The following is an 11,998-nucleotide window of genomic DNA, read 5'->3' as shown; positions in this document are numbered from 1 at the left end:
CGGTGCGGCGGCGCGCACGGCAGCCGGGCAGTGCTCAGGCGGCCGTACCGTCGGCGCGTACGGTGCCGACGCGGGCGGCGGTCGCGTTCAGGCGCGCGACGATGTCCTCGATCACGCACGGTTGGTCCGGCGTGGCCCTGCGCCGGAAGAAGTAGCCGCTGCACCAGGGCGTCTCGGCCCACCGGTCCAGGCTCCGCGCGGCCAGGGCGGCGGCCTCGGGGAGCCGGCGCCAGGGGATCTGCGGGCACCAGTGGTGGATCGGGTGGTACATGTCGTCGAGGTGGTTGCCGAGAAGGTGGCGGGTGAGCCAGTGCGAGGACCAGCCGCGGGTCTGGAGCAGCGGGTCCGCGTTCTCGATGACGCCGGCGTGGTTGCCCAGGTCGGTGAGCCAGTTGACGACGGGCCTGACGAAGACCGCCGGCAGCGCCCAGTACAGCAGGAAGTACGGCAGGAGACCGAGCGGCCAGCACACGGCCACCAGGCCCGCCCACAGCGCCGCCCGCCCCGCGAACGCCCGCCACGCCTCGTCCGGCGCTTTGGTGACGAGCGTGCGGACGGCGTTCTTCGGCAGGTGCCAGACGGCGTTGCGCGCGATGACGCGCAGGACGAAGGAGCGCCGCGTGGGCCCGGCCGCACGTATGCCGCCGGCCAGGTAGGACCGGAACATCGGGTCCTCGTCGGAGCCGAGCTTGGCGTGGTGCACCACGTGGCTGTTGCGGTAGGGCAGGAAGCCCTCGCCGAGGAGGGCCGTCAGCACGTATCCGACGACGCGGTTTCCCCTCCGGTCGGCCAGCAGCTTGGAGTGGACGCACTCGTGGACCAGGTTCGCCAGGTGGCGCTGCCGTATGCCGATGTAGCCGGCGGCCAGCAGCGGGCCCCAGCGGTGGCCGGCGAAGGTGCCGAGTGCGGCGGCCGCCGCGATCGACGCGAGGTCCACCGCGATGTCGCGCGTCCCCGCGGCAGGACGGCCGCAGAGAGCTTCCAGCTCGGTGACGAGTTCCCGGCCCAGGACCTTGCGCATCCGCCCGGAGGCTCCGGTTCCGTAGCGCGTACGCCGGCTCAGCGCCGCTGCCCCGAGCGCCGTGTGAGGACCCCTCTTGGCCATCGGGCTCCTCCTGGCACAGCGAGTCGCGGGCAGTCGTCGGGAACCTTCCCTCTCTCCCGGAAACCGTAGGAGAACGGGACGGCTGCCGCCCGCGGCGGATACGCGCGGCGCAGCCGCCCTGCGGGCGGCGGCGTCCTGCCGGGACTTCCCGCATCCTGTTCGACCCCGCAGGTCAGGGGCAGGCGGGCGCAAGGACCGACGTGGCCGCGCGCGCGTCGTGCAAGAAGTGCCCACCGGACCGGCCACTGGAGTGAGAACAGGGACGTACGGCAGGCCGGTGCCCCGCCGCGATCAGCCGAGTTCCTTGCGGACCAGGATCCTGAAGTCGGTGGCGGTCAGCTCCTGCTGCAGGTCGACGCTGGGAGCGGTTGATCCCCGGGTGGGCAGGGGCATGTTCGTGACCGCCGCGAGGGGGAAGTCGTGCCGTGCCAGGCCCAGGGTGACGTGGGGCCAGAACCCGTCCTCGGCGATCCCCAGGCGGTCGATGAGGCCGGAGTAGATCGCGGCGAGTTCGTCCGTGTGCTCCACGCCCAGCCGGACTTGCTCCTGCGCTTGTACCAGGTCGCCGTCGTAGTGGTAGGACGGGTCCTTCTGCAACCGCCAGCTTCCATGCCGTACTTCACCGGTCGGCCTGATGACGGGGGCGGGCCAGTCGCCGCCGCTGAGCAGCGCGGCGGCGTCGGCGAGGCGTGCCGCGTCGGCGTTGTGGAGGAAGCCCAGGGTGATGTGGATGTGTTCGCGCTGCTGCGGGTCCACCCGTTCCCGCTGTTCCTGCTGCAGGCCGACCAGGGCCTCGACGAGGTCGCCGGGGACGTGAAGGCTGAAGAAGGCGTTCACCGTCGGGTCTGCTGCCATGGCATCCGCTCCTGTCGTACCGGACTTTCACGGGGCCGATCGCCCCGCAGCGACGGACTTCCCCCGCGTCCGCGCTGAAATGCCGCGAAACCCGAACGAACGACGCGGCGCACCCGGTTGTCCCAGCGCACGCGCCGTGAGAGCGCGGCGGTGGTCGACCGCGGTGGTCGACCGCGGGGGCCCGGGCGCGGGTTGGTCAGCAGAGGTTCTGCTCGATGGCGGCGATGTAGCGCTTGATCGAATGGTCCCGGACCCCGTCCGTGGCGGGCGCGAAGGCGTCTGCGGTGAGCCCCTTGGCACGGTCCGCCAGGTTGCCCAGCAAGCCCGCGGAGTCGCGCAGCCTGGTGAACCGCGTCCGGTGGTGGCGCACTTCGGCGAACCCCCACTCACGTGCCTGGGAGTCGCGGGTGGCAGGGGCCGCCGATCCCGGAGGGCAGGGCGGGGGCTGACGCCGGGTACGGGTCAGTGCACGTAGACGCTCCCGCCGAACTCGGAGACACTTTGGCCGCCCGGCCGGACGACATCCACCACCCGGCCGCCGCAGTCCTTCCCGTTGTAGATGACCACCGACTGGTCGGTGTTGTTGGCGACCCGCAGCGGCCACCGGGTCGAGTCGTAGCAGCCGCTCGGGTTCTGGTACTGCCGGCCGTCGAGGACGAGCGTGCCCTGGGCGGCCGCGGCCGAGCCGGCGAGCCCGAGGGCCAGGGCCCCGGTGGATGCCAGAGTGCCCAGCACGGTGGCGACACGACGCAGGCGCATGCGAATCCTCCTGTGACCCGGTAGAGGCGGGCGGTCACCCGCTGGCACAGAATGTAGGGCGGCAGTGACTTAGGGTAACGTTCCTGCGTCCGCGACACACGGGAGCGGCCCCGGAGAGCCGGATGCGTACGCGAAGACCCCCGGCCTACCTCTCGCGGAGGATCCCGGGATGGCACCGCGGTATCACCGCCGACCGCCTTCTTCGCCACCGTGGACCCAATCGACCGAGGCCAGGCGTACCTAGCGTGGAGCGCGGGGTCGGATCGCGGCCCCAGTCCCGTCCTCTGCACGCCTCCCGGGGGTTCTCCGTGGCCACGTTCCTCTACCGGCTCGGCCGGTTCTCGTTCCGGCGGCGAAGGCTCGTCCTCATGCTGTGGATAGCCGTGCTGGCCGCCGTCGGCATCGCCGCCACGGGCGTGGAGAGCAAGACGACGGACACCTTCAGCATCCCCGGCACCCAGTCCCAGAAGGCCCTCGACCTGCTGACCGAGGAGTTTCCGCAGGCTTCGGCCGACGGGGCCACGGCCCGGGTGGTCTTCGAGGCGCCGGACGGGCAGCGGCTGACGTCCGGCGCCCACAAGGCCGGGGTCGAGGCACTGGTCGCCGACCTCGGGCAGGCGCACCAGGTGAAGGCGGTGGCCGATCCGTACGCCGGCGGCACCGTCAGCAAGGACGGCACGATCGGCTACGCGCAGGTGACGTACGAGGTCGCGGACACCGACGTCAGCGACCGGGCCCGCGCGGACCTGGAGGATATCGCCGCCCAGGGCGAGCGGACCGGCCTGCACGTCAGCATGGGCGGCACGGCGGTGGCCGAGGAAGCCCACCAGAGTACGACCGAGCTGATCGGCATCCTGATCGCCGCCGTCGTCCTGGTCATCACCTTCGGCTCGCTGGTCGCGGCCGGGCTGCCGCTGCTGACCGCGCTGTTCGGGGTCGGGCTGGCGATCCTCTCGATCACCCTCGCCGGCTCGTTCATCGACCTCAGCTCGAACACGAGCACGCTCGCCCTGATGCTGGGCCTGGCGGTGGCCATCGACTACGCCCTGTTCATCGTCTCCCGCTACCGGGAGGAGCTGAAGGGCGGGCACGCGCCGGAGGAGGCCGCCGGGCGGGCGGTCGGTACGGCCGGTTCCGCGGTGGTGTTCGCCGGGCTCACCGTGATCATCGCGCTGGCCGGGCTCAGCGTCATCGGCATCAGGGTGCTCACCGACATCGGGCTCGGCGCCGCGTTCGCGGTGGTCGTCGCCGTGGTGATCGCGCTCACCCTGCTGCCCGCGATCCTCGGCCTCGCCGGCGGACGGATCGCGACCGGGAAGCTCAGGACCCGCCGGATGCGTTCCGTCGAGCGCGGCGAGCGCGAGCCCCTGGGCGTGCGCTGGTCGACGTTCGTGCTGCGCAACCCGGTCAAGGTCCTCCTCTCCTCGGTCGCCGGGCTGCTCCTGCTCGCCGCCCCCGCCCTGTCGCTGGAACTCGGCATGCCGAGCGACGAGTCCGCCGCCCCCGGCAGCACCCGGCGCATCGCGTACGACACCATCACCGACGGCTTCGGCCCCGGCTACAACGGCCCGCTGTCGGTCGTGGTCGACGCCCGCGGCAGCGGCGACCCCCAGGCCGCCGCCGACGAGGCGCGCGCCCTGCTCGACTCGCTGCCCGACGTCGCCTCGGTGAGCCCCGCGACGTTCAACCAGGGCGGTGACGTCGCCCTGATCAGCGCCGTCCCGGGCTCCTCGCCGAGCAGCGGGGAGACGGTCGACCTCGTCTCCGACATCCGCGACCGGAGCGCGGACCTGCGGGAGGGCACCGGCGCCGAGGTGATGGTCACCGGCACCACCGCCCTCAACATCGACATCTCCGGCAAGCTGACCGACGCCCTCGTCCCGTACCTGTGCGTGGTCGTCGGCCTGGCGCTGATCCTGCTGATGCTGGTGTTCCGCTCGATCCTGGTTCCGCTCAAGGCTGCCGCCGGCTTCCTGCTGAGCGTGCTGGCGACCCTCGGTGTCGTCGTCGCCGTCTTCCAGTGGGGCTGGTTCGCGGACGTCTTCGGCGTCGACCAGACCGGCCCGGTCGTGAGCATCCTGCCGATCTTCATGATCGGGGTGGTGTTCGGACTCGCCATGGACTACCAGGTCTTCCTGGTGACCCGGATGCGCGAGGAGTACGTCCACGGGGCCGCGCCGAACGAGGCCGTCGTCGCCGGGTTCCGGCACGGGGCCCGGGTGGTCACGGCCGCGGCGGTCATCATGATCGCGGTGTTCTCCGGGTTCGTCTTCAGCGACGAGTCGATCATCAAGTCGATGGGCCTCGGCCTGGCCGCCGCCGTCCTCTTCGACGCCTTCGTGGTGCGGATGACCATCGTGCCCGCGATCATGGCGCTGCTCGGCCGCCGTGCCTGGTCGCTGCCCCGCCGGCTGGACCGGCTGCTGCCGAACGTGGACGTGGAGGGCGAGAGGCTGCGGCTACGGCTGGGCGAGGTCCCCGACAGCGCGCCGGAGCCCGAGCGCGTGCCCACCGGAAAGGGCTGAGCTTCCGGTCGTACGATCCGGGGCAGGGGGTACGCGCCCCGCCCGCCCGCGACCGACAACCGCCCCGCCGGCCGGCCCCGTACTCCCCGGGGAACCGGCGGGCGGTCCCCGCACCGAGAGGGCGTACGACGTGACCACACCGACCGCGGCCCAGCCGTCCGGCTCCCCGGTCGAGCCCGAGGTACTGCTGGGCGAGGCGGAGCGGCCCTCGGACGTCCTGGTTATGCGCAAGCTCAGACGGATCGTCGAGGCGGACCAGGGCCATCCGTGGGTCAGGCGCTGGGGTGTGCCGCTGCTCTGCGCGCTGTTCGGCATCCCGGCCCTGCAGAACGCGGACAGCGACCCGGGTCCCGGCGTACCCGTACTCCTGGCCCTGATGGCCGCCTTCTGCATTCCGCTGCTGTGGCGGCAGCAGCGGCCCATCCTGATCTTCGCCGTCACCTCGGCCGTGGCCGCCGTGGCACTCGCCTGGGACGCCAACACGGGGTCCGAGGCCGCGCGGGTGGTGGCACTGCTCAATGTCGGCCGGGCCGTGCGGCCCGTATCGCTCGCGGTCTGCGTCGCGATCGCCGCCGCGCAGACGGCCCTCGCCACCGCCGTCCGCGGCGACGGGCAGGAGGTCGGCCTGCAGACCTGGGTGATCGCACTCATCCAGGCGTCCCTCGTGGTGGCCGTCGCCGCGGCGGGGCTGGTGGCCCGGGTCGTGAACGCCTACATCAGGAGCCTGCAGGAACGCGCCGTCCGGCTGGAGGTCGAACGCGACCAGCGGGCCCGGCTCGCCGCCGCCGCGGAACGCGCGCGCGTCGCCCGGGAGATGCACGACATCCTCGGCCACACCCTCGCCGTCATCGTCGGCCTCGCGAACGGCGCCGCCGGACTGACCGAGGCGAAGCCGAAACGGGGCGCCGAGACCCTGCGCATCATCTCCGACAGCGGCCGCGACGCCCTGGCCGAACTGCGCCGCCTGCTCGCGGTCATCGGCGACGACGACCGGAGCGCCACCGAGGACTCCACCCCGCTCGCCCCCCAGCCGGGCTTCAGCGACCTGGGGCCGCTGCTCGCGCGGGTACGCGCCGCAGGCCCCGCCGTCACCCTGCACACCGAAGGCGCCCGGCCCGACCTGCCGCCCGGCCTCCAACTCGCCGTCTACCGCGTCGTCCAGGAGGCCCTGACGAACACCCTCAAGCACGCGGCGGCCGACACGGCCGTCCAGGTGACGATCACCTCCGACGACACCGCCGTCGACGCCACGGTCGAGGACACCGGACCGGCGCTCACCCCGCGGTCCAACGACGACGCCCGCGGCCTGGTCGGCATGCGCGAGCGGGCCGCCCTCTACGGCGGGAGCGTGACCGCGGGCCCCAACGACCGCGGTGGCTGGACCGTACACGCCCGCTTCGTGATCGCGACCACCTCGGCACCCAGGGAGAAGCGTTCCGCATGACCACCGTCCTCATCGTCGATGACCAGACCCTCCAGCGGCTCGGCTTCAGCATGCTGATGGAGCAGCACCCCGATCTGACGGTGGTCGGCGAGGCGACACACGGCGCCGAAGCGGTACGCAAGGCCGCCGAACTCCGCCCCGACGTCGTACTGATGGACGTCCGCATGCCCGGCATGGACGGCATCGAGGCCACCCGCCGCATCGTCCAGTCCGGCGGCCGCTCCCGGGTCCTCGTCCTGACCACCTTCGACCTGGACGAGTACGCGTACGCGGCACTGCGCGCCGGCGCCAGCGGCTTCCTCCTGAAGGACGCCCTGCCGGACGAGTTCATCGCCGGCGTACGGGCGGTGGCCGCCGGCGACGCCGTCATCGCACCCGGACTGACCCGAAGACTCCTCGACGCCTTCGCCGACCGCATGCCGGGCCCGACGACCCACGAACAGGAGCGCCTGCTCGCCGCCTTGACCGACCGCGAACGCGAGGTCCTCATCGCCATGGCCACCGGCTGGAGCAACGCCGAGATCGCCGAGCGGTTCTCACTCGCGGAGTCGACGGTCAAGTCGCACGTGGGCCGGGTACTGGCGAAGATCGGGGCCCGGGACCGGGTCCACGCGGTGATCTTCGCCTTCGACACGGGCCTGGTAAGACCCGCGTAACGCGCAACGGTTGCTGCCGGCAACTCTCCGGCGCCGGGTCCCGGACCCGAATCACGCGGAGGAGGGGAGCCGCTCTCGTACCCGGCCCGGATCGGGGTCGGTGCGGGACTCCCCCGCCACCACGACTGTCGGCGCGGTCTCAACGCCGTCGTTGACCGCCCGCCCCGCCCCGGCTCCGGCCGGATCACGCCGGATGCGGCGAGCCGGAACGCTGCTCAAACCGTTGGCGTAGCGGAGGAAACGAGATTCGAACCCGTGCGGGTGTGAACCCAACACGCTTTCCCATTCGCTGTGTTGCTGCCCATGAGGGTCAGTGGCCGGGGGTGTGGCGGGCGCGGAAGGTGGCGGCTTTGACGCGGCTTTGGCAGGCGGTGGAGCAGAACCGGCGTGCCGCGTTGCGGGAGGTGTCGACGTAGACGCGGTCGCAGCGGGGGGCCTGGCAGACGCCGAGGCGGCCGGCGAGGTCGCTGCCGAGGGCGAGGGCGAGGGCGGTCGCGCAGCCGGCGCTCCAGCCGACGGCGAGGGTGTCGTCGGCGCCGTGGAAGTGGACCTGCCAGGGTTCGCCGGGTACGCGGTCCAGTTGGGGGCGGGCGCCGGTGGTGCGCAGGAGGGTGTTGAGCCGGTCGGCGGCGGCGTCGATGCGGTGGTCCTCCACGGCTTCGAAGACGGCCCGTAGCTGGTCGGCGGTGCGGGCCAGGTGCGCCGCCGCCGCGGGCTCGACCCGGGCTTCGCCGGGGAGGGCGGCGGTGACGGCGGTGGGCAGGTCGCCGTCGCGGGGCGCGGTGTAGGGGCGGCCGCGGGCGGTGCCGTCGGTGAGCGTGTTCACGAGGGCGGCCGATACGTCCAGCAGCGTCGCTACGTGACTGTCGAACATCACTTGACCGGTCACTCCTTCGAGGTCTAGCGTCGTCACTGACGTTATCTGATTTGTCAGTGACGGGCGGTGGGTCGTGCGGGGTCTTTCCGGCGGGCAGCGGTTGCCGCGTACCGTCTGGGTGCTCATCGCCGCCCGTGCGGTGAACCGGCTCGGGGCGTTCTCCCTGCCGTTCCTCGCCGTGCTGATCACTGCGCGGTACGGCGCCGCTCCTGCGACAGCCGGGCTGGTGGTCGCCGTCTTCGGGTTCGCCACGATTCCCTCGCGCCTGGCCGGTGGCCGGCTGGCCGACCGGTTCGGGCGGCGCCGGACGATGGTCGCCGGTCTGGCCGGCTGCGCCGTGGCGCAGGCCGGGATCGCCGCCGCGCCGGGTCTGGCGGTCGTGATGGGGTTCACGGTGCTGCTCGGGCTGGTCTTCGAGCTGTACGAGCCGCCGAGCCAGGCGATGATCGCCGACGCGGTGGGGGAAGCCGCGCGGGTACGTGCGTACAGCCTGCTCAACGCCGCGCTCGCGGTGGCGGGTCTGGCCGCCGGAGTGATCGCGGCCGGGCTCGGCCGGTGGGATCTGCGGTGGCTGTTCGTCGCCGATGCCGTCACCTGCCTGCTGTGTGCGCTGGTCGTCCGCGTCGCCCTGCCTGCCGACCGGCCGGGAACGCGCGGGCGAGGGGGCGGCGTTGCGAGGATCGCGCCGTGGCGTGACCGCATGCTCCTCGCGATGCTCTTCACCGGCACGCTCTTCGCCGCGGTCTACCTGCAGATCGCGGTCACGCTGCCCCTCGCCCTGGCCGAACGGGGCCTGGAGCCGGCCGACGCCGGACTGCTCCTGGCCGTCTCGGCGCTCACCATCGTCGCCGGCCAGCCCTTGCTGCGCCTGGAGCCGTTGTCCGCCCGGTCCGGGCCCGCCGCCTTCGCCGCCGGCGGCGTCCTGCTGGCGGCCGGCCTGGCCGGGTACGCCGTGGCCGACGGTTTCGGTACCCACATCGTCGCGACCGTCGTGTGGAGTCTGGGTGACCTGCTGCTGGTCGGGCGGGCCCTCGCCGTCGTGGCGGAATTGGCGCCGCCCGGCGGCACCGGCCGCTACCTCGCCGTCTACGGCACCGGCTGGGGCATCGCCGGAGTCGCCGCACCGCTGCTCGGGACCCAGCTCCTCGAACGCGCCGGGGTTGCCGCGATGTGGTCCGCCATGGCCGGTCTCTGCGTGGTCCTGGCAGTGGTCCAGCCGGCTGTCGCCCTGGCCGCCGGCCGCCGGGCGGCCCGCGGCGGGACTGCCGGGGTGCTCGCGGAGCCGTCGGAGCCGACTGTTCTGTGATCTCGTGCATGCCGTCTGCAACTTCGCACGCGATCTGCGACTGCGTACGGTGCGCAGGTAATAAGTGCATGCGTGCGTTCATGTGCACATAATGGGGTGGGCGCCGCTGGCGTCCCCTTGCCCGCCGCGCCGGAAGGGCGGAACTCCGTGAGCGAGCAGCACCCGCATCCCCACCAGCACAAGCACGACCACCAGCACGACCACCAGCACGACCACGAGCACGGGCACGCCGGCCGTCTGTCTCGCTGGCGGCACCGCGTAGGCCACCTCCTCACGCCGCACTCCCACGATGCGGCCGAGAAGACCGACCAGGCGCTGGAATCCTCCGCCCGCGGTATGCGCGCGCTGTGGATCTCCCTGGTCGTGCTGGGGGTCACGGCCCTGGCCCAGGTGGTCGTCGTGGTCATCTCGGGTTCGGTCGCGCTGCTCGGCGACACCGCGCACAACGCCGCCGACGCGCTGACCGCCGTACCCCTCGGGCTCGCCTTCGTCCTCGGCCGCCGCGCCGCCAACCGCCGCTTCACCTACGGCTACGGCCGCGCCGAGGACCTGGCGGGCATCGTCATCGTGCTCACCATCGCCGCCTCGGCCGCCTTCGCCGCCTGGACGGCGATCGACCGGCTGGTGAACCCCCGCGACGTCGAGTACCTGCCCGCGGTCGCGACCGCCGCGGTCGTCGGCTTCCTCGGCAACGAATGGGTGGCCCGCTACCGCATCCGCGTCGGCCGCGAGATCGGCTCTGCCGCGCTGGTGGCCGACGGCCTGCACGCCCGTACCGACGGATTCACCTCCCTCGCCGTGCTCTTCGGCGCCGGCGGTGCCGCCGTCGGCTGGCAGGCGGCCGACCCTGTCGTCGGCCTGCTGATCACCGCGGCGATCCTGTTCGTCCTGCGCGACGCGGGCCGCGAGGTGTTCCGCCGGATCATGGACGCCGTCGACCCCGCGCTGGTGGACGCCGCCGAACACGCCCTGGGAGGGGTCGCGGGGGTACGGGCCGTCGGCGAGTTGCGGCTGCGCTGGATCGGGCACCGGCTGCGCGCGGAGGTCGCCATCGAGGTGGACGGCGAGTTGAGCGTGCGCGAAGCGCACGAGGTGGCGGTGGCGGCGGAGCACGCCCTGCTCCACGCGGTACCGAAGCTCACCGCGGTACTGGTGCACGCCGACCCCGCCCCGGCCACCGGCCAGGCGGACCCGCACGAGGCGCTGGCCCACCACGCGGCCCCGGTCGCGGCTCCGTAGGTCCGTAACTGTCCGACTGCTCCTCTACGTTGCGTAGAGCAAGTGGGGAGAGTCCTGCTACGGTGCCGCCCACAGTTGTTCTACGAGACGTAGAGCAAAGTCGTGTACGGAAGGCCGCATCATGCTCGTCCGCATCGCCCGCGCTTGCCATCGCCGGCGCTGGACCACCCTCCTCGGCTGGCTGCTGGCCGCGCTGACCCTCGCGTCGGTCGGCGGCATGGCCGGGACGGACTTCGACTCCGAGTACGACCTGCCCGACACCGACTCCCAGCGCGCGTACGAGGTGCTGGAGCGGCACTTCCCCGAACAGGCCGCGGGCACCGGCGACATCGTGCTGCACGCCGCCGCCGGTCTCGACGCGCCCGGCACGGCGCAGCGGGCGCGGGACGTGCTCGCGGCGGCGCGTACCGCCGACCCGGTGGTGGCCGATGTCGTCCCCTTCGACGACGCCGCCCGCGGCGGCCTCGTCAGTGGCGACGGCACCACCGCGACGGCGCGGATCGTCTTCACCGTCGGCCGGACGGAGGTGCCCGACGAGGCTGCCGAGGAGATAAAGGAACGGCTGACCGGCATGTCCGGTGACGGTCTGCGCGTCGAGCTGTCCGGAACCATGTTCGCCCCGAAGCCGAGCACCGGGCTGAGCGAGACGGTCGGGCTGGCCGTCGCGCTGGTCATCCTGCTCGCGGCCTTCGGCTCGCTGGCGATGGCAGGGCTGCCCCTCCTGGTCGCCCTGACCGGGCTGTCGACCGCCATGGGGCTGGTCATGCTGCTGAGCAAGGCCATGAACGTGCCGGATTTCAGCATGTCCGTCGCCGTGATGATCGTCCTCGGTGTCGCCGTGGACTACGCGCTGTTCATCGCCGTCCGCTACCGCCGGGCCCGCCGCGACGGCCACGACGGCGAGCAGGCCGTCGCGTTGGCCGCCGGCACCTCGGGCGCTGCGGTGCTCTTCGCCGGCACCACCGTGATCGTGTCGCTGGGCGGGATGTTCTTCATGGGGGTGCCCTTCGTCCGCGGGCTGGCCGTGTCCTGCATGCTCGGCGTCGCCGCGACACTCGGCCTCGCGCTCACCCTGGTGCCCGCCCTGCTGGGCATCACCGACCGGTGGCTGACACCGCGCGGACGCCTGGAGCGCCGGGGTGCGGAGTCCGGGGGGTCCGGTTCGTACGGACAGGCCGCCGGCCCGTACGCGAAGCTCCTGCGCCGTCGCCCCCTCGCGGTGGTCGTCGGCG

The 11,998-nt window shown here is 72.8% G+C and carries 10 protein-coding genes and 1 pseudogene; 6 read left to right on the top strand and 5 right to left on the bottom strand.

Annotation, left to right across the window (positions count from 1 at the left end; all coding sequences use genetic code 11):
- Window positions 1-34: 34 nt before the first annotated feature.
- The 4 genes and pseudogenes from H5J30_RS07250 to H5J30_RS07235 form a co-directional block, all read right to left on the bottom strand.
- Window positions 35-1,105 carry a fatty acid desaturase family protein gene (locus H5J30_RS07250; protein ID WP_181786327.1) on the bottom strand — a complete coding sequence of 357 codons (1,071 nt, stop codon included), beginning with the start codon at window positions 1,103-1,105 and terminating at the stop codon, window positions 35-37.
- A 291-nt stretch (window positions 1,106-1,396) separates the two neighbouring features.
- Window positions 1,397-1,960, bottom strand: coding sequence for a hypothetical protein (locus H5J30_RS07245; RefSeq protein ID WP_181786326.1), 564 nt, complete (start codon window positions 1,958-1,960; stop codon window positions 1,397-1,399).
- A gap of 196 nt (window positions 1,961-2,156) precedes the next feature.
- Window positions 2,157-2,285 (bottom strand): annotated as a pseudogene (locus tag H5J30_RS07240) (lipase family protein); the annotation flags it as partial.
- 137 nt (window positions 2,286-2,422) lie between these two features.
- Window positions 2,423-2,719 carry a hypothetical protein gene (locus H5J30_RS07235; RefSeq protein WP_181786325.1) on the bottom strand — a complete coding sequence of 99 codons (297 nt, stop codon included), beginning with the start codon at window positions 2,717-2,719 and terminating at the stop codon, window positions 2,423-2,425.
- Between the two features lie 308 nt (window positions 2,720-3,027).
- Between H5J30_RS07235 and H5J30_RS07230 the strand changes: the two genes are divergently transcribed.
- The 3 genes from H5J30_RS07230 (at window position 3,028) to H5J30_RS07220 (ending at window position 7,344) form a co-directional block, all read left to right on the top strand.
- Window positions 3,028-5,244: an MMPL family transporter gene (locus H5J30_RS07230; RefSeq protein ID WP_181786324.1), complete on the top strand. Its 2,217-nt coding sequence runs from the start codon at window positions 3,028-3,030 to the stop codon at window positions 5,242-5,244.
- 130 nt (window positions 5,245-5,374) lie between these two features.
- Window positions 5,375-6,688, top strand: coding sequence for a sensor histidine kinase (locus H5J30_RS07225; RefSeq protein WP_181786323.1), 1,314 nt, complete (start codon window positions 5,375-5,377; stop codon window positions 6,686-6,688).
- A complete protein-coding gene (locus H5J30_RS07220; RefSeq protein WP_181786322.1) occupies window positions 6,685-7,344 on the top strand; it encodes a response regulator in 660 nt (219 codons plus the stop codon). The genes H5J30_RS07225 and H5J30_RS07220 overlap by 4 nt, the downstream gene beginning before the upstream one ends.
- A gap of 310 nt (window positions 7,345-7,654) precedes the next feature.
- On the opposite strand, the gene H5J30_RS07215 is transcribed toward H5J30_RS07220, so the two are convergent.
- The gene (locus tag H5J30_RS07215) at window positions 7,655-8,218 is read right to left on the bottom strand and encodes a CGNR zinc finger domain-containing protein (protein ID WP_181786321.1); all 564 of its coding nucleotides are present in this window, start codon (window positions 8,216-8,218) and stop codon (window positions 7,655-7,657) included.
- 76 nt (window positions 8,219-8,294) lie between these two features.
- On the opposite strand from H5J30_RS07215, the gene H5J30_RS07210 reads away from it, so the two are divergent.
- From H5J30_RS07210 to H5J30_RS07200, 3 genes are all read left to right on the top strand, one after another.
- Entirely contained in the window at window positions 8,295-9,527 is a 1,233-nt protein-coding gene (locus H5J30_RS07210) for an MFS transporter (RefSeq protein ID WP_309505457.1), read from the top strand.
- A gap of 147 nt (window positions 9,528-9,674) precedes the next feature.
- Window positions 9,675-10,766 carry a cation diffusion facilitator family transporter gene (locus tag H5J30_RS07205; protein WP_181786320.1) on the top strand — a complete coding sequence of 364 codons (1,092 nt, stop codon included), beginning with the start codon at window positions 9,675-9,677 and terminating at the stop codon, window positions 10,764-10,766.
- A 121-nt stretch (window positions 10,767-10,887) separates the two neighbouring features.
- A partial coding sequence (locus H5J30_RS07200; RefSeq protein ID WP_181786319.1) for an MMPL family transporter occupies window positions 10,888-11,998 on the top strand: 1,111 nt, incomplete at its 3' end.

Source organism: Streptomyces phytophilus (assembly GCF_013870535.1).
In the GTDB taxonomy this organism is placed as follows: Bacteria; Actinomycetota; Actinomycetes; order Streptomycetales; family Streptomycetaceae; genus Streptomyces; species Streptomyces phytophilus.
Note: the sequence above shows the minus strand (reverse complement) of the source record. Positions and strands in the feature narration are given on the sequence as shown.

Coding starts and splice junctions, on each gene's coding strand:
- H5J30_RS07220 (WP_181786322.1), top strand. CDS start 6,685: ATGACCACCGTCCTCATCGTCGATGACCAGACCCTCCAGCGGCTCGGC.
- H5J30_RS07250 (WP_181786327.1), bottom strand. CDS start 1,105: ATGGCCAAGAGGGGTCCTCACACGGCGCTCGGGGCAGCGGCGCTGAGC.
- H5J30_RS07245 (WP_181786326.1), bottom strand. CDS start 1,960: ATGGCAGCAGACCCGACGGTGAACGCCTTCTTCAGCCTTCACGTCCCC.
- H5J30_RS07235 (WP_181786325.1), bottom strand. CDS start 2,719: ATGCGCCTGCGTCGTGTCGCCACCGTGCTGGGCACTCTGGCATCCACC.
- H5J30_RS07215 (WP_181786321.1), bottom strand. CDS start 8,218: ATGTTCGACAGTCACGTAGCGACGCTGCTGGACGTATCGGCCGCCCTC.